Source organism: Bacillus sp. N3378-2at (assembly GCF_033412715.1).
In the GTDB taxonomy this organism is placed as follows: Bacteria; Bacillota; Bacilli; order Bacillales; family Bacillaceae; genus Bacillus; species Bacillus subtilis.
In genome coordinates, this window is sequence record NZ_CP117986.1 from 36,082 (window position 1) to 62,593 (window position 26,512).

Sequence of the window (26,512 nt, forward strand, 5' to 3'; positions counted from 1 at the left end):
TCATGAAACCTGTGAAAACGGGAACGGTTCATCCCGTTCCTTCAGCTGCGAAACAATCAGGCTGGCGAGATGTATTTTATTCGAAAAAAGCGGCGCCCTATCTGTTTACAGCGCCATTCGTTTTATCCTTTCTCGTATTTTTTCTATACCCCATCATTAGTGTCTTCATCATGAGCTTTCAAAGAATATTGCCGGGAGAGGTGTCCTTTGTCGGTTTGTCTAATTATACAGCGCTAAACAACCCGACGTTCTATACCGCCCTTTGGAATACGCTGGAATACACCTTTTGGACGCTGATCGTGCTGATTCCTGTCCCATTGCTTCTGGCCATATTCCTGAATTCAAAGCTGGTCAAATTTAGAAATATATTTAAATCAGCACTATTTATCCCGGCATTGACCTCAACCATTGTCGCGGGGATCATTTTTCGGCTGATCTTCGGAGAAATGGAAACGTCTCTGGCCAATTCCATCCTACTCAAACTCGGCTTTTCACCTCAGAACTGGATGAACAATGAACATACCGGCATGTTTTTGATGGTGCTGCTTGCTTCATGGAGATGGATGGGAATCAACATCCTTTACTTTTTAGCCGGTTTGCAAAATGTGCCGAAAGAGCTGTACGAAGCCGCTGATATAGACGGCGCGAATACAATGAAAAAATTTCTGCACATCACGCTGCCGTTTCTCAAGCCTGTAACCGTATATGTGCTGACCATCAGCATTATCGGCGGCTTCAGGATGTTTGAGGAAAGCTACGTCCTTTGGCAGAATAATTCCCCGGGTAATATTGGTCTGACGCTTGTTGGATATTTGTATCAGCAGGGGCTTGCCTACAACGAAATGGGGTACGGAGCAGCCATCGGCATCGTGCTTTTGATTGTGATCCTTGTTGTCAGCCTGATTTCATTAAAGCTGTCAGGCTCGTTTAAGGGGGAGGGATAAATGTTGCGGCACAGTCCTCAGTTCAGCGTTTACAGAATTGCGCTAACCCTGTTTTTTATTATGCTGAGCCTATTGTATCTTTTTCCGATTTTCTGTTTGCTTTTAGGATCATTAAAGCCCTCATCTGAGCTTTTGCGTGTGGGGCTCAATCTCGACATTGATCCTAAAGTAATGAGTCTTGATAATTATACATTTCTGTTTAACGGCGGAAGCATTTATTTCAAATGGTTTTTTAACAGTCTTGTACTTGGGCTTTTCACAACCATGCTCACCCTGTTTTTTTCTTCGATGATCGGGTACGGGCTTGCGGTTTATGATTTTAAGGGCAGAAATATCATCTTTGTTCTTGTGCTGATTATCATGATGGTTCCGCTGGAAGTGATGATGCTTCCTCTGTTTAAGCTTACCGTCGGACTGCACTTGATCGATTCATATACAGGTGTCATATTGCCGTTTATCGTTTCACCTGTTGCCGTTTTCTTTTTTAGGCAATATGCTCTTGGCCTTCCAAGAGATCTGCTGGACTCTGCAAGGATGGACGGCTGTACGGAATTCGGCATCTTTTTCAGGATTATGGCACCGCTGATGAAACCGGCTTTCGGTGCCATGATTATCCTTCAGTCCTTAAACAGCTGGAACAACTTCTTGTGGCCGCTGATTGTGCTTCGGTCGAAAGAAATGTTTACGCTTCCAATAGGGCTGTCCAGCTTGCTGAGCCCTTATGGCAACAACTATGACATGCTTATATCCGGCTCAGTATTTGCGATTTTGCCGGTGATTATCATTTTCTTGTTTTTCCAAAAGTACTTTATCTCCGGCCTGACGGTAGGGGGAGTCAAAGGTTAATGAAGGAGGAAACGTGTGATGAAAAAAGCGCGAATGATTGTAGACAAAGAATATAAAATCGGTGAAGTAGATAAACGGATTTATGGCTCGTTTATCGAACATATGGGTCGTGCGGTATATGAAGGCATATACGAGCCTGATCACCCTGAAGCGGATGAAGATGGATTTAGAAAAGATGTCCAGTCGCTGATCAAAGAATTACAGGTTCCCATCATCCGCTATCCGGGCGGAAACTTTTTATCCGGATACAACTGGGAGGACGGTGTCGGACCAGTCGAAAACCGCCCGAGACGGCTTGACTTAGCATGGCAAACGACAGAAACCAATGAAGTGGGAACAAATGAATTTTTATCTTGGGCCAAAAAGGTGAACACTGAGGTCAATATGGCCGTCAACCTCGGCACAAGAGGCATAGATGCCGCCCGTAATCTCGTTGAATACTGCAACCACCCGAAAGGCTCTTACTGGAGTGATTTAAGAAGATCGCATGGCTATGAACAGCCGTACGGCATCAAAACATGGTGCTTAGGAAACGAAATGGATGGACCGTGGCAGATCGGCCACAAAACAGCTGATGAATACGGACGGCTTGCTGCAGAGACAGCAAAGGTCATGAAGTGGGTTGACCCATCAATTGAACTCGTTGCCTGCGGCAGCTCAAACAGCGGTATGCCGACCTTTATCGATTGGGAAGCGAAGGTGCTGGAGCATACGTATGAGCATGTCGACTATATCTCTCTTCACACTTACTACGGAAACCGGGATAACAATCTGCCAAACTACTTGGCCCGTTCCATGGATTTGGATCATTTTATCAAATCAGTCGCTGCGACCTGTGACTATGTAAAAGCAAAAACATGCAGCAAGAAAACAATCAATCTTTCTCTGGATGAATGGAACGTCTGGTACCACTCAAATGAGGCTGATAAAAAAGTCGAGCCGTGGATCACTGCGCGTCCGATTTTAGAGGATATTTACAATTTTGAAGATGCCTTATTAGTCGGCTCTCTGCTCATTACGATGCTGCAGCACGCAGACCGTGTGAAAATTGCGTGTCTTGCACAGCTTGTCAATGTCATCGCGCCAATCATGACGGAAAAAGGCGGAGAAGCATGGAGACAGCCGATTTTCTATCCATACATGCATGCTTCTGTTTACGGAAGGGGCGAGTCACTGAAACCGCTTATTTCTTCTCCTAAGTACGATTGTTCTGATTTCACTGATGTGCCATATGTTGATGCTGCTGTTGTGTACTCTGAAGAGGAAGAAACACTCACTATTTTTGCGGTAAACAAGGCTGAGGATCAGATGGAGACGGAGATTTCGCTCAGAGGCTTTGAATCCTACCAAATCGCAGAGCACATCGTACTTGAGCATCAGGATATCAAAGCGACAAACCAGCATAACAGAAAAAATGTCGTTCCGCATTCCAACGGATCATCGTCTGTCAGCGAAAATGGCTTAACTGGTCATTTCACGCCGCTTTCCTGGAATGTGATCCGCCTGAAAAAACAGTCATAAGAATAGCAAAGCCGGAGAGAAATCTCCGGCTTGTCTTTCAACTGCCACGAGCCGGCCCGTTCAAGCCGGCTTTTTGTATAGGAAAAAATGACCGCTTTTCACCATGAAATTATGATATATTTATGAAAAACAGCAAAGGGGATGGGAGAAAATGAATGCGGTTACAATTGTGATAGCATCAATGTGTATTTTGGCTATTGCCTATCGTTTATACGGAACATTTATGATGGTGAAGGTTCTCAAAGTAAATGATGACAAGCCGACACCTGCTCACGTGCTTGAGGATGGGAAAGACTATGTGCCTACAAATAAATGGGTTTCGTTCGGCCACCATTTTGCCGCGATCGCAGCGGCCGGACCGTTGGTCGGACCAATTCTGGCGGCGCAGTTTGGCTATTTGCCGGGATTATTGTGGCTGTTAATCGGGGCGGTAATTGGGGGAGCCGTCCATGATATTGTGGTGTTGTTTGCATCGATGCACAAAAACGGAAAATCGCTGTCGGAAGTGGCGAAGGCTGAGCTTGGCCCTGTTGCAGGATTTTGTACAGGACTGTCCATGCTGTTTATCATCACGATCACAATGGCGGGCCTGTCGATGGTTGTCTTGCATGCGCTTGAACGTAATCCATGGGGAACATTTGCGGTAGGGATTACGATACCGATTGCGATGGGTGTGGGCTTATTTTATAAGAAAACGGGAAATTTAAAGCTCGCTTCAACGGTCGGCTTTCTCTTTTTAATGGCAGGAGTCTTTATCGGTCCATGGGTACAGACTACAGCGCTTGGTGACTTTTTAACGCTAGATACGAAAACGCTTGCAATCGCGCTTCCTGTTTACGCGTTTTTTGCGGCTGCGCTTCCCGTTTGGCTGCTTCTGGCTCCGCGTGATTATTTAAGCAGCTTTATGAAAATCGGTGTTTTTATCGCTTTGATTGTTGGTGTGTTTGTCGTCAATCCGTCCATTCCGTTCCCTGCGTTTACAGAATTCGTAAAAGGCGGCGGGCCGGTGCTGGCAGGACCTGTCTGGCCGTTCATCTCAATAACCATCGCCTGCGGGGCGATCTCTGGGTTCCATGCCTTTGTCGGTTCAGGAACGACACCGAAAATGCTGAATAAATGGAGTGATATGAAGCCGGTTGCGTTTGGCGCAATGCTTGTTGAGTGTCTTGTTGGCATCATGGCGCTGATTGCAGCGACCGCTTTACAGCCTGCTGATTACTTTGCGATTAACAGCACGCCTGAGGTTTTCCGTACGCTTGGCATGAATGTCATACATTTGCCTGAATTGAGCAGGGAAATCGGTTTGGACTTAGAAGGAAGAACAGGGGGAGCCGTTACGCTTGCGGTGGGGATGACTTATATTTTTACCGGAATGCCGTTTTTCAGCCATTTGGCCTCATACTTTTTCCAATTTGTCATTATGTTTGAAGCGGTCTTTATTTTAACAGCGATTGACGCCGGCACACGCGTTGCCCGTTATTTGATCCAGGATTTCTTCGGGGAGGTGTATAAACCGCTGAAGAAAACAGACTGGATTCCGGGCTCTGTATTTGCCAGCGCGCTTGCCTGTTTGATGTGGGGGTACTTGCTGTATTCAGGAGATATCGGTTCCATTTGGGCGCTGTTCGGCGTTTCTAATCAGCTGATGGCTTCAGTGGGGCTGATTATCGGAGCGACCATCGTGCTGAAAATCGCTGATAAACGCCGGTACATTCTGACTTGCCTTATCCCGCTTGCCTATTTATATGTCACTGTCAATTATGCGGGCTATTGGATGGTGCGCAATGTGTATCTCAATCCTGAAGCAGCAGGATATAGTGTATTGAATGGCGTATTATCTATCATCATGCTGGTGTTAGGCTTCATCATTATTGTGGCGGCTGTGAAAAAATGGGCGCAGATGTGGAAAGATCCGAGCTTAAGGATGGAAGCATCTATACCGGTCTAGAAGGACTATTGAAAATGCTGAGGGGGGTTGGCAATGAATCTATCTTATTCTATACGTATCGGACAGCAAGCGGGCTATTCATTTTTACCGGGATATTTTAGGACTGCCGATTCGTGCTGAACACGGAACGTATATCGAATTTGATACAGGGTCTACGATATTGGCGCTTAATACGCGGGAAAGCGCCAGAGACATCACGGCGCTGGACATTCCGGATACATCTGCTTCAAACACATTTGAAATCGGGTTTGTTACTGAAAATGTAGAAGCGGTCATCAAAAGGATGAGAGAACAAGGCGTATCGATTATCGGGGAGCCGAAAGTGAAACCATGGGGGCAGACGGTCGCCTATATCGCTGATCCGGATGGACATTATATCGAAATTTGCAGTCCGATGGAATAACGCACAAAAGCCCAAAACAATATCTGTTTTGGGCTTTCTCATGATGGTTTGTGCCCGGCTGCTTCCAATAGCAAATCAGCCAGGTGAACGGCTCTGACTTTACCGCTTAGTCCTTCGCGTTCAATGCCGAGCTTCATCTGCAGCAGGCAGCCGGGATTTGCTGTTACAATGAGGATCGCTTCGGTTGCTTTGACGGCAGCCATTTTACTGTCCAGTATTCTCATAGACATTTCAGCTTCGACGATGTTGTAAATTCCCGCTGATCCGCAGCAGCTGTCTGCTTTCTCCATTTCTTTGAATTCCGCCCCTTTGATGCTTTTAAGAAGCTGGCGGGGCGCAAGCGACGTATGCATTACATTTCTTAGGTGGCATGAATCTTGGTAGGTAACGACCTGAGGCGTCTCGAGCGCTAGATCCATTTGATGGAAATCGAGCTCAACCAAAACAGAAGAAAAATCCTTCAGCTTTTGAACAAACGCAGCAGCCCGTTCCGACCACTCAGGGTCATCCTTCAGCAAATGATTATATTCAGTGAGAAAGGCTCCGCATCCTCCTGCGTTTGTAATGACAGCATCAACGTCTAACGCTTCAAAAGCAGCGATATTTTGTTTCGCGAGCTCTTTCCCTGTGTTTTTTTCACCGCTGTGTCCATGCAGCGCCCCGCAGCAAGCCTGTTCAGGCGGAATGACAATGTCGCAGCCTGCCAGCTGTAAAAGCTTCAATGTGGCATTGTTAGTCGGTAAAAACATCGTATCCATTAAGCAGCCCGAAAAAAAGGCGACCCGTTTTTTCATGGGGCCAATTGACGGCAGGAAACGCGGCCGATGTTTCATGTCTTTGCTTTTTGGAACATCAGGAAGAACAGCTTCCATCGTTCGCAAATGCTCAGGCAGGACGCGAAGCATACCGGTTTTACGCACAGCGGTTTGCAGTCCTGACCGCTGATACAAACCGATAAGGCTTACAGCTGAGCGCATGCGGTTTTGATGCGGAAACAGCTCGTGAAAAGCCGCCTTTCGCATGACACGTGCGCCGAGCGAGTGTTTTTTATTTTGGTGGATAATATCTCTGGCTTCCTCAAGCAGCTGACCGTATTTCACGCCAGACGGGCATACAGGCTCACAGGCGCGGCAGCCAAGGCAAAGTGACAGCGACCGTTCGACATCTTCATCCGGTTCAATCATACCGTCCGCTACGGCTTTCATTAAGGCGATACGCCCGCGCGGAGAGTGTGTTTCATGAAATCCCGATTCGATATAGGTCGGACAGGAAGGAAGACAGAAGCCGCAGCGCATACAATTTAATAACTCGCCTTCATCCATACGCTCTTTAAATTTATCTTGGATCTGTTTCATTTCTTTTTCTGTTGTCATCTTTCCGCCACCACACGTTTTCTGGCATCTTTCGCAAACACTTTGCCCGGATTTAATATGTTCCGGGGGTCAAATGCCGCTTTCAACGCTTTCATCGCATCAATGCCTTCTTTTTTCAACTTCATCTCCAAGTAAGGCGCTTTCATTGCCCCGACTCCGTGCTCTCCGGTTATCGTCCCGCCAAGTTCAATCGCTTTCTCAAAAATCTCGGCAAAGGCCTGTTCGACACGCTCCATTTCATCCTCATTTCTTATGTCTGTCGTGCATGTCGGGTGAAGGTTCCCGTCTCCCGCATGGCCAAAGGTGCAGATGGAAATATCATATTTAGCAGCAATATCATTAATCGCTTTAACCATATTGGCGATTTCTGAGCGAGGAACGGTCGCATCCTCTAAAATCGTCGTCGGCTTGAGGCGGGCTAGGGCAGAAAGTGCAGAGCGCCGTGCTTCAGTCAGGGCGAATGCCTCCTCCTCTGTTTGTGCGGTCTGAACGGAAACGGCGTCGCCTTTTTTGCAAATGGCCTCAATCTTTTCCATATCCCGTGCCACGATTTCAAGCGGTCCGTCTTGCTCAATTAATAGAACCGCCTTTGCGTTTGTTGGCAGTCCGATTTTGGCATAATCCTCAATCACCAAAAGTGTAGGCTGGTCGAGAAATTCAAGCGTGGCGGGTATGATTTTTGCGGCAATGATGTCTGATACCGTTTGAGCAGCGGCATCGATGTTTTCATATAGGGCAAGCAGCGTCTTTTTTGTTTCAGGCTTTGGAACGAGCTTGACGATTGCCTCTGTCACAATGCCGAGTGTTCCTTCTGAGCCGACAAAAAGACGTGTGAGGTCGTATCCGGCCACATCCTTTGCGAGTTTTCCGCCGGTGCGGATGATGTCACCATTTGCGAGCACAACCTCCAGTCCAATAACATAGTCGCGGGTGACGCCGTATTTTAATCCGCGGAGCCCGCCGGAATTTTCATTGATGTTGCCCCCGATAGTTGATATTTTCATAGAACTCGGGTCAGGCGGATAAAATAAACCTTTGCTTTCAACTGCCCGGATCATATCCAACGTAATGACGCCCGGCTGAACTGTGGCAGTTAAATTTTCTTCATCAATCTCAAGAATCTGGTTCATGTGCTTAAAGAGAAGCACAAGTCCGCCTTCAGTCGGGCACGTGCCGCCGCACAGGTTTGTCCCTGATCCTCTTGGAACGATCGGCACTCGATGTTCGCTGCAAATTGTTAAAATGCGTGATACTTCTTCAGTATTCCTCGGAGCAATCACGGCATCAGGCATAGACTGATACTGAGGCGTCGCATCATATGAATAGACGAGACGGCCGGCATTCGAGTCATCAAAGTTTTCTGGTCCGGAGACCCGAATCAGCTGCTCCTTTACATCCTTGGTGATCATTTCACCCATCCCCCTGTCAAAAAAAACTTTCAATCTATTGTAAAAGAAAAAAAGCAAAGCCTTCCATGGAGAAACATACAAAAAATGAAACTGAAACTCTCTCTATTTTGTATCTTGATCTAAAAAATAGAGGGCAACGTACATCGTGACGATGTCCTCGGTACGGTCAAAACGTAAACCCGTCAGCTGTTCAGCCTTAGCCAGACGATAACGCAATGTATTGATATGAATATGCATATCTTCTGCGGTTTGTTTCAAAGACAAATCGTGATGAAAGAAAGTCCGTAACGTATTCATAAGTTCCTGATGCTCTAGCGCCTCTCCTAATACTCTTTGCGGAAATTCGTTTCGGGTTCCCGGGCTGATCTCCGTCAGACACATATCAAGCTTCAGATCCTCTTCAAATATGGGCGTTTTTCGCTTAAGGCTGACAGCCAGCGCTTTTTCCGCTTGCTCGTATGAATCTGTCAGGCTGGAGCTTGCGACAGCCCTTCCGGCGCCAGCTGCTGTATATTGGCTGCTTGCGGTATTGGCAAACGAACAAATGTGAAGGATTTTCCGTAAAAGCCGATCCCTTTGTTCATGCTGCGGCACTTCATGATTAATCAAAATCCGTTCATTTCCCCACCTGATGAACAAATCCGCAGGGTACGAGGATTTCCAGCTGCGTGCCATTTGTTCAATATCATGAGGTGACCACTCATACCCCTGAATAAGAATCATTTGGCGCCGGGAAGAAAGGTCAACACCAAGAAGCTGAGCTTTCTCAAGAAAACTGGGAGACCACTCCTTTAATTGCAGCCAATCGATCATAAAGGACTCCAGCATTCTCTCACGCCACTGGGATTGCTCTAAGTGCCGCGATTCCTTAATGAACAGTTCTGTCATTTTTCGAAGCAGTTCTCCGAATGGCTGAATCTCTGCAGGCTCACCTGTCAGCCCGAAGACGGCAATCACATCATGGTCAAAAAATACAGGGAGGTTTATGCCTGCTTTCACTCCTTTTAACCTTGTTTCATCTTCTTTTGTAATAATCACGCTGCGTCTTTCTTTTGCGCAGATAAGCGCTCCCTCATGAAATTGTCCGACACGCTCATCGTTTGTGCCTGCCATAATAAGACCGTCCGTGTTTACAATAATGACTTCACGTTCGTACATTTTTTTAACTTCAGCAATAATTTTTTTCGCTAATAACGGCTGTAAAAACATGGCGTTCCCCCTCATCATGTTTTTATTATATAAGAAAAAAACCGGGCGCTGTCACCCGGTTTCATGTCTTATTCGGCGGGTTTTAATCCGCCTTCAAGCGTTTTCAGCATTTCGTTTTTCTCACTTTCGGATGCGTGCTGCCAAATGACTTCGAATAAAACGCCGAGCCCTGGAAGCATTTTTTCTTCACCGCTTTGAATCGCATCTACGATTGTATGCTCAAGCTGCTCCTGATTATTGCCGGTGACATTGGCAATGACGGCATGACGTAAATTAAGATCCATGTAAAACGCTCCTTTTTCTAAAATGTAATACGTATATTCTAACCCTGCACCTGGTTTATTATGTGCTGTTCTTGCGATATAATAACATCATGTTAAAAAAAGGAGCGCCACATAGACAGTGAAACAAATAGAATCGGCAAAAAACCAAAAAGTGAAGGATTGGAAAAAGCTTCACACAAAAAAAGAACGAACAAAAACAAATACATTTCTGATAGAGGGAGAACACCTCGTTGAAGAGGCGTTGAAAAGCCCGGGCATTGTGAAAGAAATCCTTGTAAAGGATGAAACGAGGATTCCTTCAGATCTTGAGACTGGTATCCAGTGCTATATGCTGAGTGAAGATGCGTTTTCAGCTGTGACTGAAACCGAAACGCCGCAGCAGATTGCCGCTGTGTGCCATATGCCTGAAGAAAAGCTGGCAACGGCACGCAAGGTGCTGCTGATTGACGCTGTTCAAGATCCGGGAAACCTTGGCACAATGATTCGAACGGCTGATGCGGCCGGTTTGGATGCGGTTGTACTCGGTGACGGCACGGCGGACGCCTTTAACGGAAAAACACTGCGATCTGCTCAAGGATCTCACTTCCATATTCCTGTTGTGAGAAGAAACCTGCCTTCATATGTGGACGAATTGAAGGCAGAGGGCGTAAAAGTATACGGCACGGCGCTGCAAAACGGAGCGCCTTACCAGGAGATTCCTCAGTCTGAATCCTTTGCGCTCATTGTAGGAAATGAAGGTGCAGGGGTGGATGCTGCATTGCTGGAAAAAACGGATTTGAACCTGTACGTGCCGCTTTACGGACAGGCTGAATCACTAAACGTTGCGGTTGCGGCTGCCATCCTCGTGTATCACTTGCGAGGATAGTGTTGCGCCAAGCGTTGGATTTCTCTATAATAGAACATAATATTTCAAAAACCGTGACAGAGGACCTCAATTTCTGATCAACTGCTTTCCAGGGAGAAAATGCCGCTGACTGAGAGCATTTTTAACGCAGCCGGAAGTTGGCTTCACCTCTTGAGTTGTCGCCGGGACCGCGTATACTGCGCGTAAAGGTGAACCGGAATCTGATTCCGTTATGTCAATGAAGCTGACGACAGCATCAGTCTGTCTGAAATAAGGGTGGTACCGCGGCCACAACTCGTCCCTTGTACAAGGGACGGGTTTTTTTATTTTCCAAAGACATATGACGGTTTGTTTACATAAAAGGAGGATGCAAAATGGAAGAAAAGCTAAAACAGCTGGAACAAGAAGCTTTAGAACAAGTAGAAGCGGCAAGCTCATTGAAGGTTGTCAATGATATTCGGGTGCAATATCTCGGAAAAAAAGGGCCGATTACAGAAGTGCTGCGCGGAATGGGCAAGCTTTCTGCTGAGGAACGTCCAAAAATGGGGGCCCTCGCGAACGAAGTAAGGGAGCGTATTGCCAATGCGATTGCTGACAAAAACGAGAAGCTTGAAGAAGAGGAAATGAAACAGAAGCTTGCAGGACAGACAATTGACGTCACGCTGCCGGGGAACCCTGTTGCAGTCGGCGGCCGCCATCCGCTCACTGTTGTCATTGAAGAAATTGAAGATTTATTTATCGGTATGGGCTACACAGTCGAGGAAGGGCCAGAGGTTGAAACGGATTACTACAACTTCGAATCGCTCAATCTTCCGAAAGAACACCCTGCGCGCGATATGCAGGACAGCTTTTACATCACAGAGGAAACTTTGATGAGAACGCAAACTTCTCCTGTCCAAACACGGACGATGGAAAAGCATAAAGGCAAAGGTCCCGTTAAAATCATTTGCCCGGGTAAAGTATATCGCCGTGATAACGATGATGCGACGCACTCTCACCAATTTATGCAAATTGAAGGGCTTGTCGTTGACAAAAACATCAGCATGAGTGATTTAAAAGGAACGCTTGAACTCGTTGCGAAAAAAATGTTCGGGCAAGACCGTGAAATCAGACTCCGCCCAAGCTTCTTCCCGTTTACTGAGCCTTCAGTAGAAGTGGATGTGACATGCTTTAAATGTGGTGGAAACGGCTGCTCAGTATGTAAAGGAACAGGCTGGATTGAAATCCTCGGTGCCGGAATGGTTCACCCGAACGTGCTTAAAATGGCTGGCTTTGATCCGAAGGAATATCAGGGCTTCGCATTCGGAATGGGTGTTGAGCGCATCGCGATGCTGAAATACGGCATTGATGATATCCGCCACTTCTATACAAACGATGTCAGATTTATTTCGCAGTTTAAACAGGCGTAAGAGGAGGATGCAAGGATGTTTGTTTCTTATAAATGGTTAGAGGATTATGTTGATTTAAAAGGCATGGACCCGGCTGTTCTTGCTGAAAAAATTACAAGAGCCGGTATTGAGGTTGAAGGAATTGAATACAAAGGAGAAGGCATCAAAGGCGTTGTCATCGGCCATGTGCTGGAGCGCGAGCAGCACCCGAATGCTGATAAGCTGAATAAGTGCCTTGTGGATATCGGAGCTGAAGCCCCTGTACAAATCATTTGCGGCGCGCCAAATGTGGATAAGGGACAAAAAGTCGCAGTTGCAACAGTCGGAGCAGTGCTGCCGGGCAATTTCAAAATCAAAAAAGCCAAGCTTCGCGGTGAAGAATCAAATGGCATGATCTGTTCCTTACAGGAGCTTGGCATCGAAAGCAAACTTGTGGCGAAGGAGTATGCAGAAGGCATTTTCGTATTCCCGAATGACGCTGAAACAGGAAGCGATGCCTTAGCGGCTTTACAGCTTGACGATGCGATTCTTGAGCTGGGTTTAACGCCAAACCGCGCCGATGCCATGAACATGCTTGGTGTTGCTTACGAGGTTGCGGCGATTTTAGACACTGAGGTAAAGCTTCCGCAAACGGATTACCCGGCTGCTTCAGAACAAGCGTCTGATTACATTTCAGTCAAAATTGAAGATCAAGAAGCGAACCCGCTGTACACTGCAAAAATCATTAAAAATGTCACGATTGCTCCGTCACCGCTTTGGATGCAGACAAAACTGATGAATGCAGGCATTCGTCCGCACAACAACGTCGTTGACATCACAAATTTTGTCCTGTTGGAATACGGACAGCCGCTTCATGCATTTGATTATGACAGATTTGGCTCTAAGGAAGTCGTAGTAAGAAAAGCAGCTGAGAATGAAATGATCGTCACTCTTGATGATCAAGAACGTAAGCTGTCCGCCGATCACCTTGTTATTACAAACGGAATGAAAGCGCAGGCCGTTGCGGGTGTCATGGGAGGAGCAGAGTCAGAGGTTCAGGAAGATACGAAAACGATTTTGCTTGAGGCTGCGTATTTCAACGGGCAGACGGTTCGCAAGGCTTCCAAAGACCTTGGTTTGAGAAGTGACTCAAGCGTAAGATTTGAAAAAGGAATTGATCCGGCGCGCGTACGTCTTGCAGCAGAACGGGCTGCGCAGCTGATCCATCTGTATGCCGGCGGTGAGGTGCTTGCAGGAACAGTTGAGGAAGATCACCTGACAATCGAAGCAAATAACATTCACGTATCTGCTGACAAAGTGAGCAGCGTTCTAGGCCTGACGATCAGTAAAGAAGAACTGATCAGCATTTATAAACGTCTCGGTTTTACGGTCGGTGAAGCGGGTGAACTTCTCGTTGTGACTGTCCCATCACGCCGCGGCGACATTACAATAGAAGAGGATTTAATCGAAGAAGCGGCAAGACTGTACGGCTACGATAACATTCCGTCTACGCTTCCTGAGACAGCGGGAACTACAGGCGGATTAACGCCATACCAGGCAAAACGCCGTAAAGTCAGACGCTTCCTTGAAGGCGCAGGCTTATCACAAGCCATCACTTACTCACTGACAAACGAGAAGAAAGCGGCAGCGTTTGCGATTGAAAAGTCATTGAATACTGTGCTTGCGCTTCCAATGAGTGAAGAAAGAAGCATTCTCAGACACAGTCTTGTTCCGAATCTGCTTGATTCTGTTTCTTACAACCTCGCGAGGCAGACTGACTCAGTTGCACTGTACGAAGTCGGCTCCGTTTTCCTGACGAAGGAAGAGGACACAAAACCTGTTGAAACAGAACGCGTAGCAGGAGCTGTTACCGGATTATGGCGCAAGCAGCTATGGCAGGGTGAAAAGAAACCAGTTGATTTCTTTGTTGTCAAAGGAATTGTAGAAGGGCTGTTAGACAAACTCAACGTCCTAGACAGCATTGAATTTGTACAGTCTGAACGCAAACAGCTGCATCCGGGCAGAACAGCGAACATTTTATTGAATGGTTCTCTGATCGGCTTCATCGGCCAAGTCCACCCTTCATTGGAAAAAGAACTGGATATAAAGGAAACATACGTATTTGAGCTCGATCTTCATGCGTTGCTCGCGGCAGAAACAGCACCGCTTGTTTACACGGCGATTCCGAAATATCCGTCTGTGACACGTGATATTGCTCTTGTAACAGATAAAACCGTCACAAGCGGACAGCTCGAGAGCGTCATTAAAGAGGCTGGCGGCAAGCTTCTGAAAGAGGTAACCGTCTTTGACGTATACGAAGGCGAACATATGGAGGAAGGCAAGAAGTCAGTCGCTTTCTCACTCCAGTATGTCAACCCTGAACAAACACTGACTGAAGAAGAAGTGACAAAGGCGCACAGCAAAGTGCTGAAAGCGTTAGAAGACACATATCAAGCTGTTTTAAGAGGCTGAGAAAAAAGCTTGCAGAGAAATCTGCAAGCTCAGCGTGTCGGCAAACCCCCGCATTCGTTGTCAGGTCTGCGCGTTGGTGCTCACGAATTAGAACATTCGCTGTGCTCCAATGCTCGCCTTTCCTAGACTTCAAGGGTTTTCAATCACGCTGAAAAGATGAAAAAAGCTTGCAGAGAAATCTGCAAGCTTTTTTCTATGAACGTTTTTTATCAGCAAGGCGCTGCGCTTTTTGCGTATTGGCGAAATGGAGTTTTGTAAAGGTTCTGAGTGCAGATGCCCCTTTTTTGAGGATCAGCTTGGCGGCCGCTTCATCGACGTGAGGACCGGCCCCTTTTGGAAGCGTCATTCCTGCCTCGCGTGATAGTTTATCCATTTCCATTAAAAACGAATATCTTGCAATGATTGAAGCAGCGGCGACAGCCAGGTGAATACCTTCAGCTTTTGTGCTAAAATAGGTCCGCTCCTTCACAATGTCTCTGCCCTTTAAATGATTGAAGTAGACGCCTGGCTCAGCGAATTGGTCAATCAAAATGGCTTCAGGCTTTACTCCATCCAATTTTCTTAATAAATGGGTGATCGCCTGATTGTGCAGCAAAGCTTTCATTTTCCCTTGGCTCATGCCTTTTTCCTGCATGCTGTTATACTTTTCATTTTTTAAAACCAGCAGGCTATATGGAATGGTTTTGATCAGGTTTCGGGCAATCTCGATGATTTGCGGATCTTTTAAATCTTTAGAATCCTTAACACCGAGTTCCTTCATTAAAGGAAGCATGGTTTTGTCGACGTACGCGCATACAACCGTCATTGGGCCAAAGTAATCTCCGGTTCCGACTTCGTCAGAACCGATAACAGACATTCCGGCGATATCTGCCGGAGGGGCATAGCGGGGATCAGCCGGCTTTTTGGCCATTTTCTTCTTTTCCGGCTCTGCTGTTCCCCAGCGCGCGGATTCTGCCGCTGCGTTTTTGCCTTGAAACAAGACCTTGCCTGATTTATATGCTGTAATGGTACAGCCGGGCGGTTTCGCCTGAAAAACGGCTCCCTGCGGAACAGAGGCTGTAAGCGAACCGCTGTATGTCATTTTCATTTGGTCAATAGCAGACAACGATACTTTTATCACTGAATGGGACACGTAATAATCTCCTTTTTTTACACTTTTCGCTGTATATACCAGTGTATCATAACAGCGGGAAGCTCGTCTTTCCATTCATTTAATAAACGTGTTATGATAAGAACTAGGATTCTCGCGGAATGGAGGAGAAACGTTGTCTGACGGCAAAAAAACAAAAACAACCGTTGACATTTACGGCCAGCACTTCACGATTGTCGGTGAAGAAAGCAGAGCCCATATGAGGTATGTCGCCGGAATTGTTGATGATAAAATGAGAGAAATCAATGAAAAAAATCCATACCTTGATATAAATAAACTTGCAGTGCTGACAGCGGTAAATGTGGTGCACGATTATGTCAAATTACAAGAGAAATGTGAAAAACTGGAGCGGCAGCTTAAAGAAAAGGATTGAACAACTATGCTAGATATCATCATCTTAATCTTGCTCCTGATGGGGACTTTACTGGGGTTAAAACGCGGTTTTATCCTGCAGTTTATCCGCTTGACGAGCTTTATTTTATCAATTGCCTTTGCGGCTTTATTCTATAAAAACGTGGCACCGCATTTACATTGGATTCCCGCACCCGATTTTTCAGCGGGACAGCCGGCTCTTTCTTTTTTTACGGGGAATTTGGAAGCAGCGTACTATAATGCGATTGCGTTTATCGTTTTATTTATCATTGCTAAAATCTTACTGAGAATCATCGGCTCGTTCTTGAGTATTGTCGCCGGCATTCCGGTGATCAAACAAATCAACCAATTGCTGGGCGCCGTTCTCGGTTTTCTAGAAGTCTATTTATTTACATTTGTGCTGCTGTATGTCGCATCCGTTCTGCCGGTAGATGCACTGCAGCAAATGATGGGGCAATCGTCCCTCGCAAATGTGATCATTAACCATACACCATACTTGTCAGGGCTCCTACAAGAGCTGTGGACACAGTACGGGGCATAAAAAAACTTCTCTTGTCCGGAGAAGTTTTTTTCAAGTATGATGGAAACATATGTGAACGTCTGGGGGTTATGATATGCATAAAAAAGATATTATCCGGCTGCTTGAAACCATTGCAGTCTATATGGAACTAAAAGGGGACAACCCGTTTAAAGTATCCGCCTTTCGAAAAGCGGCGGCAGCCCTGGAACAGGACGACCGAAGCTTATCAGAAATGGACGATATGATGTCGCTGTCCGGCATTGGAAAAGGAACGTACAGCGTCATTAAAGAGTATATAGATGAAGGAAAGTCAAGCACGCTCGAATCGCTTCAGAAAGAAGTGCCGGAAGGACTCGTGCCTTTATTGAAGCTGCCGGGGCTCGGCGGCAAAAAAATCGCAAAGCTATATAAAGAGCTCGGCGTACATGATGCAGAATCTCTGAAGGAAGCCTGTGAACAGCAAAAGGTACAAGGTCTTGCGGGCTTCGGCAAAAAATCGGAAGAAAAAATATTACAGGCGCTCGGGGAAGCCGGAAAACAGCCTGAACGGTTCCCGATCGGCTACGCCCTCCGGATCGCGCGGGAAATTGAGGAGCATCTTTCTCAATTTACGCATATCATCAAATTTTCTCGTGCCGGAAGTCTCCGCAGAGCGCGGGAAACGGTGAAGGATCTGGATTATATCATTGCTACAGATCATCCGGCTGAAGTAAGAGAGCAGCTTCTTGAGCTGCCAAACATCAAAAGCGTGATCGCAAGCGGAGATACGAAGGTGTCCGTCATCCTTTCCTTTGAATATGAAACAAGCGTCGATTTCCGTCTTGTGACGGAAGAGCAGTTTCCGACAACACTCCATCATTTTACGGGATCAAAGGATCACAATATTAAAATGCGCCAAATCGCCAAAGAACGCGGCGAGCGGATCAGTGAATACGGCGTTGAGACAGTTGAAACCGGAGAGATCAAAACATTTCCGAGTGAACGTGAATTTTATGCGCACTTCGGCCTGCCGCTGATTCCGCCGGAAATTCGTGAAAGCGGACAGGAAGTGGAAACCTACAGCGACAGCATTGAACTGATAGAACCCGGGCAAATCAAAGGTGATCTCCACATGCACTCAACGTGGAGCGATGGTGCATTTTCGATCAGAGAGATGGCTGAAGCCTGCATCAAAAAAGGCTATCAATACATGGCGATCACCGATCATTCACAATATTTAAAGGTCGCCAACGGCCTTACTGCAGAAAGACTTAAGCAGCAGGCAAAAGAAATTGACGCACTGAATGCAGAGTTTGAAAACTTCCGTATTTTGAAAGGCGTTGAGATGGATATCCTGCCTGACGGTACGCTCGATTATGATGACGATATGCTTGCGGAAATGGATATCGTTATTGCATCGATTCATTCCAGTTTTAATCAGCCGGAACACGTGATTATGAAACGGCTTGAGACGGCACTGACAAACAAGCATGTTGACATTATCGCACACCCGACCGGGCGCCTTATCGGCAGACGGGCCGGTTACGAAATCGATATTGATCAGCTGATTGAGCTTGCGAGGAAAACAAATACGGCGCTTGAACTTAACGCCAACCCTGCGCGCCTTGATCTGCGCACAGAGCATTTAATGAAAGCAAACGAACAAGGGGTTACATTGGTGATTAATACTGATGCCCATAATATTGAGATGTTAGACGATATGAAAACTGGCGTTACTGCCGCGCGCAAAGGATGGACGGAAACGAAAAACGTTCTGAATGCCCGGTCGCTTAAAGACGTAGAGGTATTTCTGAAGCGCAACGATTAAGTAAGGAGGCTCACACAATCGTGCAGCAAAAAGTATTATCAGCTCTTGAATTTCATAAAGTGAAAGAACAGGTTATTGGGCATGCCGCTTCATCGCTCGGAAAAGAAATGCTTCTCGAGCTTAAGCCTTCTGCTTCTATAGACGAAATTAAAAAACAGCTGGATGAAGTAGACGAAGCTTCTGACATTATCCGGCTGAGAGGCCAAGCGCCATTTGGCGGCCTTGTAGATATCAGAGGAGCGTTAAGACGGGCGGAAATCGGCAGCGTTCTCAGTCCTTCTGAATTCACTGAAATCTCAGGCCTGCTTTATGCAGTTAAACAAATGAAACATTTTATCACCCAAATGGCTGAAGACGGTGTCGACATTCCGCTGATCCATCAGCATGCTGAACAGCTTATCACGCTGTCCGATTTAGAGCGGGACATTAATTCCTGCATTGATGATCACGGAGAAGTGCTTGATCATGCATCGGAAACATTAAGAGGAATCCGCACACAGCTCAGAACACTCGAATCAAGAGTCAGAGACCGGTTAGAGTCGATGCTGCGTTCCTCTTCCGCTTCGAAAATGCTGTCTGATACGATTGTTACGATTCGGAATGACCGCTTTGTGATCCCGGTCAAACAGGAGTACAGATCCAGCTATGGAGGAATTGTGCACGACACCTCATCCTCTGGTGCGACATTATTCATTGAACCGCAGGCGATTGTAGATATGAACAATTCCCTTCAGCAGGCGAAAGTGAAAGAAAAGCAAGAAATTGAACGGATTTTGCGTGTGCTGACAGAGAAAACGGCAGAGTATACAGAGGAGCTATTTCTAGATTTGCAAGTGCTGCAGACGCTTGACTTTATTTTTGCAAAAGCTAGATATGCAAAAGCGGTTAAAGCGACAAAACCGATTATGAACGACACCGGCTTTATCCGTTTGAAAAAAGCCCGCCATCCATTGCTTCCGCCTGACCAGGTTGTTGCCAATGACATCGAGCTTGGCCGCGATTTTTCAACCATTGTCATCACAGGGCCAAACACCGGGGGGAAAACAGTCACCCTTAAAACGTTAGGCCTGCTAACCTTAATGGCGCAATCAGGTCTTCATATCCCGGCAGATGAAGGGTCAGAAGCGGCAGTATTTGAGCACGTATTCGCTGATATCGGTGATGAACAGTCGATTGAGCAAAGTTTAAGTACGTTCTCATCCCATATGGTGAACATTGTCGGCATTTTAGAACAGGTCAATGAAAACAGCCTTGTGCTTTTCGATGAACTTGGTGCAGGGACAGATCCGCAGGAGGGGGCGGCCCTCGCCATGAGCATCTTGGATGACGTGCATCGCACCAATGCACGAGTGTTAGCTACGACGCATTATCCGGAATTGAAGGCGTACGGCTATAACAGAGAAGGCGTCATGAATGCCAGCGTTGAATTTGACATCGAAACGCTGTCACCGACCTATAAACTTTTAATTGGTGTGCCGGGTCGAAGCAATGCTTTCGAAATTTCAAAACGCCTCGGGCTTCCGGACCATATCATCGGGCAGGCGAAGTCAGAAATGACGGCCGAGCATAACGAAGTCGATACGATGATTGCGTCGCTGGAACAAAGCAAAAAACGTGCGGAAGAAGAGCTTTCTGAGACAGAATCAATCAGAAAAGAAGCGGAAAAACTGCATAAAGAGCTGCAGCAGCAAATCATCGAGCTTAACAGCAAAAAAGACAAAATGCTTGAAGAGGCAGAACAGCAGGCTGCTGAAAAAGTAAAAGCGGCAATGAAAGAAGCCGAGGACATTATTCATGAATTGCGCACCATAAAAGAAGAACACAAATCCTTCAAGGATCACGAGCTGATTAACGCGAAGAAACGGTTAGAAGGCGCTATGCCGGCTTTTGAAAAGTCCAAGAAACCGGAAAAACCGAAAGCGCAAAAACGCGACTTTAAGCCTGGCGACGAGGTGAAAGTCCTCACTTTCGGGCAAAAAGGAACATTGCTCGAAAAAACAGGCGGCAATGAATGGAATGTTCAAATCGGTATTTTAAAGATGAAAGTAAAAGAAAAAGATCTGGAGTTTATCAAATCAGCTCCGGAGCAAAAAAAAGAAAAAATCATTACAGCGGTCAAGGGAAAGGACTATCACGTATCGCTTGAACTTGATCTCCGCGGCGAACGCTATGAAAATGCCCTCAGCCGGGTTGAAAAATACTTGGATGATGCGGTGTTAGCCGGATATCCAAGAGTGTCAATCATCCACGGAAAAGGAACCGGCGCTTTAAGAAAAGGCGTACAGGATCTTCTGAAAAACCACCGCAGCGTCAAAAGTTCCCGTTTCGGTGAAGCAGGTGAGGGAGGATCAGGCGTTACGGTTGTTGAACTAAAATAAAAGGGAGTATGGCCATGAGTGATTTTTGGGAAAACGAGCTTGTGGAAATCGCGGCATATTACAGTGTCGCGGTTCTCTGCCTCGTCCTCTTTTTGACTGTGTTTGAGCTGGTGACGGCTTATAAAAACTGGGAAGAGATTCAAAAAGGAAATCTTGCGGTGGCAATGGCGACCGGCGGAAAAATTTTGGGAATCGCAAACGTATTTCAGCATTCCATCTCCCAGCATAATTCGCTGCTGCAAATGATCGGCTGGGGCGTTTACGGGTTTGTTATGCTTCTGATCAGCTACTTTATTTTTGAGTTTTTGACTCCGCGGTTTAAAATTGATCAGGAAATCGAAAATGATAACCGGGCTGTCGGCTTTATTTCATTTGTCATTTCTGTCGGGCTTTCATTTGTGGTGGCAGCCGGAATATAAGGGGACGGAGAATAGATGGAAAAGCTTGCGAAAATACTGCTCGTCGCAGCGGGAATCTTTTTGTTAATTGGTCTTATATATCTGTTCATATTATGAGAAAAAGAAAGATTTACCTTTCTTTTTCTTTTTTTTGCCGTCCATCTGCTATAATGATAAGGTGGATCTCTAAAATCGAAAGGGGAGGTTTTATGCAGTCTCAAAAGCCGTGGCTTGCCGAGTATCCCAACGATATCCCGCATGAGCTTCCGTTGCCGAATAAAACCCTGCAATCCATCCTGACAGACTCCGCCGCACGATTCCCTGATAAAACCGCAATATCGTTTTATGGAAAAAAACTCACCTTTCATGACATTCTGACGGATGCTCTTAAACTTGCAGCTTTTTTGCAGGGCAATGGCCTGCAAAAAGGAGACAGAGTGGCTGTTATGCTGCCCAATTGCCCGCAAACAGTGATTTCTTATTATGGCGTCTTGTTTGCCGGTGGCATCGTGGTGCAGACGAATCCGCTTTATACCGAGCACGAGCTTGAATACCAGCTTAGAGATGCTCAGGTAAGTGTAATCATCACCTTAGATTTGCTTTTCCCGAAGGCAATAAAAATGAAAACGTTATCAATAGTCGACCAGATTTTGATAACCAGCGTAAAAGACTATTTGCCTTTTCCGAAGAATATTCTTTACCCGCTGACGCAAAAACAAAAAGTGCATATCGACTTTGACAAAACAGCTAACATTCACACGTTCGCTTCCAGTATGAAGCAGGAAAAAACTGAACTCCTGACAATCCCGAAGATCGATCCTGAGCATGATATCGCTGTCCTCCAGTATACCGGAGGAACAACCGGAGCTCCAAAAGGGGTCATGCTCACGCACCAAAATATTTTGGCAAATACTGAAATGTGCGCCGCTTGGATGTATGACGTGAAAGAAGGCGCTGAAAAAGTGCTGGGCATCGTCCCGTTTTTTCATGTCTACGGACTGACGGCAGTCATGAACTATTCGATTAAACTAGGCTTCGAAATGATTCTTCTTCCTAAGTTTGATCCGCTCGAAACACTTAAAATCATCGACAAACACAAACCGACGCTCTTTCCTGGCGCACCGACAATTTACATTGGCCTTTTGCATCACCCCGAATTGCAGCATTATGATCTGTCATCCATTAAAAGCTGTCTTAGCGGATCAGCCGCGCTCCCTGTGGAGGTAAAGCAGAAATTTGAAAAGGTGACTGGCGGAAAGCTTGTGGAAGGCTATGGTTTGTCTGAGGCATCCCCAGTGACGCACGCCAATTTTATCTGGGGAAAAAACAAGCCGGGCAGTATCGGCTGTCCTTGGCCAAGTACGGACGCTGCGATCTATTCTGAAGAGACGGGTGAGCTTGCCGCTCCGTATGAGCATGGAGAAATCATTGTAAAAGGTCCGCAAGTCATGAAAGGATACTGGAATAAACCAGAGGAAACCGCCGCAGTGCTGAGAGATGGCTGGCTGTTCACCGGGGACATGGGCTATATGGATGAAGAAGGCTTTTTCTATATTGCTGACAGGAAGAAGGATATCATCATTGCCGGCGGTTACAATATTTACCCGCGTGAGGTAGAAGAAGCGCTTTATGAACATGAAGCCATACAGGAAATTGTTGTTGCAGGCGTTCCCGATTCCTACAGGGGAGAAACAGTAAAAGCATTTGTCGTATTAAAGAAAGGCGCAAAAGCCGATGCAGAAGAACTGGACGCTTTTGCGAGATCACGTCTAGCTCCCTATAAGGTGCCCAAAGCCTATGACTTCAGAAAGGAGTTGCCGAAAACGGCGGTGGGAAAAATTTTAAGAAGGCGTTTACTTGAAGAAGAAACCGAAAATCATCATATCAAATAAAAAAAAGAGAACGCCTATGAATAAACTTGACAAACCTGAAAATCCTTCTTATCATGAAATTATGAATGAATAGTCATTCATTTCTATAGGAAGGAACGATGAACATTGAAGCAAAAACGGCCAAAGTATATGCAGATTATTGATGCAGCAGTAGAAGTCATTGCAGAAAACGGCTACCACCAGTCACAGGTATCCAAAATTGCCAAACAAGCTGGGGTAGCGGACGGCACCATCTATCTCTATTTTAAAAACAAAGAAGATATTTTAATTTCTCTTTTCAAAGAAAAAATGGGTCAATTTATTGAGCGGATGGAAGAGGACATTAAAGAAAAAGCAACAGCGAAAGAGAAATTGGCGCTTGTGATTTCAAAGCATTTTTCCCTTTTAGCGGGTGACCATAATCTCGCAATTGTCACGCAGCTTGAGCTCCGCCAATCCAACTTGGAGCTGCGCCAAAAAATCAACGAAATATTAAAAGGCTACTTAAATATTTTGGATGGCATTTTGACGGAAGGCATACAATCAGGCGAATTAAAAGAAGGCCTCGACGTCCGCCTCGCCCGGCAGATGATTTTTGGAACGATTGACGAAACCGTGACAACATGGGTGATGAATGACCAAAAGTACGATCTTGCTGCGCTTTCAGACAGCGTTTTAGAATTATTGGTGTCCGGAATTCATAATAAGTAAAGGAGTTCTGTCCTATGAATGCAATATCACTGGCAGTTGATCAATTTGTGGCAGTTTTGACGATTCACAATCCGCCGGCAAATGCGCTTTCCAGCCGGATATTAGAAGAGCTGTCTTCCTGTCTTGATCAATGTGAGACAGATGCAGGCGTACGAAGCATTATCATTCACGGCGAGGGAAGATTTTTCTCAGCCGGCGCTGATATTAAAGAATTTACATCGCTTAAAGGCAATGAGGATTCCTCATTGCTCGCTGAGCGCGGCCAGCAGTTAATGGAGAGAATCGAAAGCTTTCCAAAACCGATTATCGCAGCGATTCACGGCGCTGCTCTCGGAGGCGGGCTGGAGCTTGCGATGGCCTGTCATATCAGAATTGCAACAGTAGATGCTAAGCTGGGGCTCCCGGAGCTTAATCTCGGTATCATTCCGGGTTTTGCGGGGACACAGCGCCTTCCGAGATATGTCGGCACAGCCAAAGCATTAGAGCTCATCGGATCAGGAGAACCGATATCCGGAAAAGAAGCGCTTGATCTCGGACTTGTCTCAATTGGAGCGAAAGATGAGGCAGAAGTGATTGAAAAAGCAAAAGCACTTGCCGCTAAGTTTGCAGAGAAAAGCCCGCAAACGCTGGCATCTTTGCTTGAACTTCTCTATTCCAACAAGGTGTATTCCTATGAAGGCAGCTTAAAGCTTGAAGCAAAGCGATTTGGGGAAGCATTTGAGTCAGAGGACGCCAAGGAAGGCATCCAGGCATTTCTCGAAAAAAGAAAGCCTCAGTTCAAAGGCGAATAAAAGGGGATATGATCATGAATCTATTTGTACTGATGAAACGGACGTTTGACACAGAAGAAAAAATCGTCATTGAAACAGGAAAGATTCAGGATGACGGAGCGGAATGGATCATTAATCCATATGATGAGTACGCGATAGAAGAAGCCATCCAGCTGAAGGAAAAGCATGGCGGCACGATCACCGCCGTCACGGTCGGCGGTGAAGAAGCGGAGAAAGAATTGCGTACGGCGCTTGCCATGGGTTGTGACCAAGCTGTTTTAATCAACATAGAAGATGATCTTGAAGAACCCGACCAATATTCCATTTCTCAAGTTTTATACCACTATATGAAGGATCAGGAGTTTGATTTGATTCTCGGCGGAAATGTTGCCATTGACGGAGGATCAGGACAAGTGGCGCCTCGGCTTGCCGAGCTACTGGACATTCCGTGTATCACTACGATCACCAAACTCGAAATCAACGGCACTGATGCAGAAGCAGAAAGGGACGTCGAAGGGGATGTTGAAAAAATCAAAACGACGCTCCCATTGCTTGTCACAGCTCAGCAGGGCTTAAACGAGCCGCGCTATCCATCGCTTCCGGGAATTATGAAGGCTAAGAAAAAGCCGCTTGAAGAGCTTGAACTTGATGATCTTGACCTGGACGAAGAGGATGCTGAACCAAAGCTGAAAACCATTGAACGTTTTCTGCCGCCGAAAAAAGAAGCCGGGAAGCTTCTCCAAGGTGAGCCTGCTGAACAGGCAAAAGAGCTTGTTTCATTGCTCCGCAGCGAAGCTAAAGTCATTTAAAGCTTGGACATTCAAAGAAACAGGGGGATGTTAGAATGGGAAAAAAAGTGATCGTGCTTGGAGAAATACGCGATGGGGAATTGCGGAATGTCACCTTTGAAGCAATAGCTGCAGGAAGAACCATTTCAGGAGATGGGGAAGTCATCGGTGTTCTCATCGGTGAAAATGTACAAAGCATTGCACAAGAGCTTATTCATTACGGAGCAGATAAAGTTCTTACCGCTGAGGACCCGAAGCTGAAAACATACACGGCAGACGGGTACAGCCAGGTCATGAGAGGTGTTATCGAGCAAGAAAATCCTGATTCAGTCATCTTCGGGCATACGGCAATGGGCAAGGATCTTTCACCGAAGCTTGCTGCCCGGCTGCAAACAGGCTTAATTTCTGATGCTATAGATGTAAGCGTTACCGGAGGGAATGTTGTGTTCACACGGCCGATTTACTCGGGGAAAGCTTTTGAACGCGTCATTTCAACCGATCCGATGATCTTTGCAACAATTCGCCCCAATAACATTCAAGCTTCAGAAAAAGACATCAGCAGATCGGGAAGCATCGAAAGCATAAATGTCTCTCTTACTGACCTTCGCACCGTGATTCAAGAGGTCGTCAAAAAAACAGCTGACGGTGTTGATCTCTCCGAAGCGAAAATTATCGTTGCGGGCGGCCGAGGAGTCAAAAGTAAGGAAGGATTTCAGCCGCTGCAGGAGCTTGCAGAGGTGCTAGGGGCCGCAGTCGGGGCTTCTCGCGGGGCATGTGACGCTGATTATTGCGATTATGCTCTCCAAATCGGGCAGACCGGGAAAGTCGTTACTCCGGATTTGTACATTGCATGCGGCATTTCCGGCGCCATCCAGCATTTGGCCGGCATGTCAAACAGCAAGGTGATCGTCGCCATCAATAAAGACCCCGAAGCCGATATCTTTAAAATAGCGGATTACGGCATCGTCGGTGATTTATTTGAAGTTGTCCCGTTATTAACTGAGGAATTCAAACAATTGAATATACACTCATAAAGGAAATCCCGGACTTTAAAAGTTCGGGATTTTTCCATATTTATAAATACATACGTACAAATATAAAAACGATAGAAAATGACGTTGACATGT

General features: G+C 46.2%; 24 protein-coding genes and 1 pseudogene. 19 read left to right on the plus strand and 6 right to left on the minus strand.

Annotated elements, in window-relative coordinates:
• The first annotated feature begins 2 nt into the window (after positions 1-2).
• The 6 genes and pseudogenes from PUN35_RS00180 to PUN35_RS00205 all read left to right on the plus strand — a co-directional run bounded on the left by PUN35_RS00180 (position 3) and on the right by PUN35_RS00205 (position 5,662).
• Entirely contained in the window at positions 3-944 is a 942-nt protein-coding gene (locus PUN35_RS00180) for an arabinooligosaccharides ABC transporter permease AraP (protein WP_014480514.1), read from the plus strand.
• Positions 945-1,790 (plus strand): arabinooligosaccharides ABC transporter permease AraQ, encoded by an 846-nt coding sequence (gene araQ / locus PUN35_RS00185; protein ID WP_014480513.1) that lies wholly within the window; start codon positions 945-947, stop codon positions 1,788-1,790.
• Between the two features lie 18 nt (positions 1,791-1,808).
• The gene (gene abfA / locus PUN35_RS00190) at positions 1,809-3,311 is read left to right on the plus strand and encodes an alpha-L-arabinofuranosidase AbfA (RefSeq protein WP_014480512.1); all 1,503 of its coding nucleotides are present in this window, start codon (positions 1,809-1,811) and stop codon (positions 3,309-3,311) included.
• A gap of 151 nt (positions 3,312-3,462) precedes the next feature.
• Positions 3,463-5,259 carry a carbon starvation protein CstA gene (gene cstA, locus PUN35_RS00195; protein ID WP_014480511.1) on the plus strand — a complete coding sequence of 599 codons (1,797 nt, stop codon included), beginning with the start codon at positions 3,463-3,465 and terminating at the stop codon, positions 5,257-5,259.
• Positions 5,202-5,379: pseudogene (locus PUN35_RS00200) on the plus strand (hypothetical protein). Before cstA ends, PUN35_RS00200 begins: the two are co-directional and overlap by 58 nt.
• Positions 5,306-5,662, plus strand: a complete 357-nt coding sequence (locus PUN35_RS00205) for a VOC family protein (protein WP_228224866.1) — start codon at positions 5,306-5,308, stop codon at positions 5,660-5,662. Before PUN35_RS00200 ends, PUN35_RS00205 begins: the two are co-directional and overlap by 74 nt.
• A 38-nt stretch (positions 5,663-5,700) precedes the next feature.
• On the opposite strand, the gene PUN35_RS00210 is transcribed toward PUN35_RS00205, so the two are convergent.
• The 4 genes from PUN35_RS00210 to sspI all read right to left on the minus strand — a co-directional run bounded on the left by PUN35_RS00210 (position 5,701) and on the right by sspI (position 9,937).
• On the minus strand, positions 5,701-7,035 hold the full coding sequence (locus tag PUN35_RS00210) for a (Fe-S)-binding protein (protein ID WP_014480510.1): 1,335 nt from the start codon (positions 7,033-7,035) through the stop codon (positions 5,701-5,703).
• Positions 7,032-8,444 (minus strand): glycolate oxidase subunit GlcD, encoded by a 1,413-nt coding sequence (glcD, locus tag PUN35_RS00215; RefSeq protein ID WP_014480509.1) that lies wholly within the window; start codon positions 8,442-8,444, stop codon positions 7,032-7,034. Before glcD ends, PUN35_RS00210 begins: the two co-directional genes overlap by 4 nt.
• A 102-nt stretch (positions 8,445-8,546) precedes the next feature.
• The gene (locus PUN35_RS00220) at positions 8,547-9,653 is read right to left on the minus strand and encodes a CdaR family transcriptional regulator (protein WP_014480508.1); all 1,107 of its coding nucleotides are present in this window, start codon (positions 9,651-9,653) and stop codon (positions 8,547-8,549) included.
• Positions 9,654-9,721: 68 nt separating this feature from the next.
• Positions 9,722-9,937: a small acid-soluble spore protein SspI gene (sspI, locus tag PUN35_RS00225; RefSeq protein WP_003229525.1), complete on the minus strand. Its 216-nt coding sequence runs from the start codon at positions 9,935-9,937 to the stop codon at positions 9,722-9,724.
• Between the two features lie 118 nt (positions 9,938-10,055).
• On the opposite strand from sspI, the gene PUN35_RS00230 reads away from it, so the two are divergent.
• A complete protein-coding gene (locus tag PUN35_RS00230) occupies positions 10,056-10,802 on the plus strand; it encodes a TrmH family RNA methyltransferase (protein WP_003246182.1) in 747 nt (248 codons plus the stop codon).
• A gap of 66 nt (positions 10,803-10,868) precedes the next feature.
• On the opposite strand, the gene PUN35_RS00235 is transcribed toward PUN35_RS00230, so the two are convergent.
• Positions 10,869-11,075, minus strand: coding sequence for a hypothetical protein (locus tag PUN35_RS00235; RefSeq protein ID WP_033881443.1), 207 nt, complete (start codon positions 11,073-11,075; stop codon positions 10,869-10,871).
• Positions 11,076-11,155: 80 nt separating this feature from the next.
• On the opposite strand from PUN35_RS00235, the gene pheS reads away from it, so the two are divergent.
• Both pheS and pheT read left to right on the plus strand, forming a co-directional pair.
• Positions 11,156-12,190, plus strand: a complete 1,035-nt coding sequence (gene pheS, locus PUN35_RS00240) for a phenylalanine--tRNA ligase subunit alpha (RefSeq protein WP_003229529.1) — start codon at positions 11,156-11,158, stop codon at positions 12,188-12,190.
• A 15-nt stretch (positions 12,191-12,205) separates the two neighbouring features.
• The gene (gene pheT / locus PUN35_RS00245) at positions 12,206-14,620 is read left to right on the plus strand and encodes a phenylalanine--tRNA ligase subunit beta (protein WP_014480507.1); all 2,415 of its coding nucleotides are present in this window, start codon (positions 12,206-12,208) and stop codon (positions 14,618-14,620) included.
• A gap of 193 nt (positions 14,621-14,813) precedes the next feature.
• Here pheT and rnhC read toward each other — a convergent pair whose 3' ends face one another.
• A complete protein-coding gene (rnhC, locus tag PUN35_RS00250; RefSeq protein ID WP_014480506.1) occupies positions 14,814-15,752 on the minus strand; it encodes a ribonuclease HIII in 939 nt (312 codons plus the stop codon).
• 133 nt (positions 15,753-15,885) lie between these two features.
• Between rnhC and zapA the strand changes: the two genes are divergently transcribed.
• The 10 genes from zapA (at position 15,886) to etfA (ending at position 26,419) form a co-directional block, all read left to right on the plus strand.
• Positions 15,886-16,143: a cell division protein ZapA gene (gene zapA / locus PUN35_RS00255; protein WP_003229534.1), complete on the plus strand. Its 258-nt coding sequence runs from the start codon at positions 15,886-15,888 to the stop codon at positions 16,141-16,143.
• Between the two features lie 6 nt (positions 16,144-16,149).
• Positions 16,150-16,683: a CvpA family protein gene (locus tag PUN35_RS00260; protein WP_014480505.1), complete on the plus strand. Its 534-nt coding sequence runs from the start codon at positions 16,150-16,152 to the stop codon at positions 16,681-16,683.
• Positions 16,684-16,756: 73 nt separating this feature from the next.
• Complete coding sequence (gene polX / locus PUN35_RS00265) at positions 16,757-18,469, plus strand: DNA polymerase/3'-5' exonuclease PolX (protein ID WP_014480504.1); 1,713 nt, start codon at positions 16,757-16,759, stop codon at positions 18,467-18,469.
• A gap of 20 nt (positions 18,470-18,489) precedes the next feature.
• Positions 18,490-20,847, plus strand: a complete 2,358-nt coding sequence (locus PUN35_RS00270; protein ID WP_014480503.1) for an endonuclease MutS2 — start codon at positions 18,490-18,492, stop codon at positions 20,845-20,847.
• Between the two features lie 14 nt (positions 20,848-20,861).
• Positions 20,862-21,266: a DUF350 domain-containing protein gene (locus PUN35_RS00275; protein WP_003237674.1), complete on the plus strand. Its 405-nt coding sequence runs from the start codon at positions 20,862-20,864 to the stop codon at positions 21,264-21,266.
• Positions 21,267-21,454: 188 nt separating this feature from the next.
• Positions 21,455-23,137, plus strand: coding sequence for a long-chain-fatty-acid--CoA ligase LcfA (gene lcfA / locus PUN35_RS00280; RefSeq protein ID WP_014480502.1), 1,683 nt, complete (start codon positions 21,455-21,457; stop codon positions 23,135-23,137).
• Positions 23,138-23,242: 105 nt separating this feature from the next.
• Positions 23,243-23,827: a fatty acid metabolism transcriptional regulator FadR gene (gene fadR / locus PUN35_RS00285; RefSeq protein WP_014477593.1), complete on the plus strand. Its 585-nt coding sequence runs from the start codon at positions 23,243-23,245 to the stop codon at positions 23,825-23,827.
• A gap of 14 nt (positions 23,828-23,841) precedes the next feature.
• A complete protein-coding gene (locus PUN35_RS00290; protein WP_014480501.1) occupies positions 23,842-24,618 on the plus strand; it encodes an enoyl-CoA hydratase in 777 nt (258 codons plus the stop codon).
• A 14-nt stretch (positions 24,619-24,632) separates the two neighbouring features.
• Complete coding sequence (etfB, locus tag PUN35_RS00295; protein WP_014480500.1) at positions 24,633-25,406, plus strand: electron transfer flavoprotein subunit beta; 774 nt, start codon at positions 24,633-24,635, stop codon at positions 25,404-25,406.
• Between the two features lie 35 nt (positions 25,407-25,441).
• The gene (gene etfA / locus PUN35_RS00300; RefSeq protein ID WP_014480499.1) at positions 25,442-26,419 is read left to right on the plus strand and encodes an electron transfer flavoprotein subunit alpha; all 978 of its coding nucleotides are present in this window, start codon (positions 25,442-25,444) and stop codon (positions 26,417-26,419) included.
• The last annotated feature ends 93 nt before the right edge of the window (positions 26,420-26,512 follow it).

Coding starts and splice junctions, on each gene's coding strand:
- PUN35_RS00290 (WP_014480501.1), top strand. CDS start 23,842: ATGAATGCAATATCACTGGCAGTTGATCAATTTGTGGCAGTTTTGACG.
- etfA (WP_014480499.1), top strand. CDS start 25,442: ATGGGAAAAAAAGTGATCGTGCTTGGAGAAATACGCGATGGGGAATTG.
- glcD (WP_014480509.1), bottom strand. CDS start 8,444: ATGATCACCAAGGATGTAAAGGAGCAGCTGATTCGGGTCTCCGGACCA.
- polX (WP_014480504.1), top strand. CDS start 16,757: ATGCATAAAAAAGATATTATCCGGCTGCTTGAAACCATTGCAGTCTAT.
- sspI (WP_003229525.1), bottom strand. CDS start 9,937: ATGGATCTTAATTTACGTCATGCCGTCATTGCCAATGTCACCGGCAAT.
- pheS (WP_003229529.1), top strand. CDS start 11,156: ATGGAAGAAAAGCTAAAACAGCTGGAACAAGAAGCTTTAGAACAAGTA.
- etfB (WP_014480500.1), top strand. CDS start 24,633: ATGAATCTATTTGTACTGATGAAACGGACGTTTGACACAGAAGAAAAA.
- cstA (WP_014480511.1), top strand. CDS start 3,463: ATGAATGCGGTTACAATTGTGATAGCATCAATGTGTATTTTGGCTATT.
- PUN35_RS00275 (WP_003237674.1), top strand. CDS start 20,862: ATGAGTGATTTTTGGGAAAACGAGCTTGTGGAAATCGCGGCATATTAC.
- PUN35_RS00220 (WP_014480508.1), bottom strand. CDS start 9,653: ATGTTTTTACAGCCGTTATTAGCGAAAAAAATTATTGCTGAAGTTAAA.
- PUN35_RS00260 (WP_014480505.1), top strand. CDS start 16,150: ATGCTAGATATCATCATCTTAATCTTGCTCCTGATGGGGACTTTACTG.
- PUN35_RS00180 (WP_014480514.1), top strand. CDS start 3: ATGAAACCTGTGAAAACGGGAACGGTTCATCCCGTTCCTTCAGCTGCG.
- PUN35_RS00210 (WP_014480510.1), bottom strand. CDS start 7,035: ATGACAACAGAAAAAGAAATGAAACAGATCCAAGATAAATTTAAAGAG.
- abfA (WP_014480512.1), top strand. CDS start 1,809: ATGAAAAAAGCGCGAATGATTGTAGACAAAGAATATAAAATCGGTGAA.
- pheT (WP_014480507.1), top strand. CDS start 12,206: ATGTTTGTTTCTTATAAATGGTTAGAGGATTATGTTGATTTAAAAGGC.
- lcfA (WP_014480502.1), top strand. CDS start 21,455: ATGCAGTCTCAAAAGCCGTGGCTTGCCGAGTATCCCAACGATATCCCG.
- araQ (WP_014480513.1), top strand. CDS start 945: ATGTTGCGGCACAGTCCTCAGTTCAGCGTTTACAGAATTGCGCTAACC.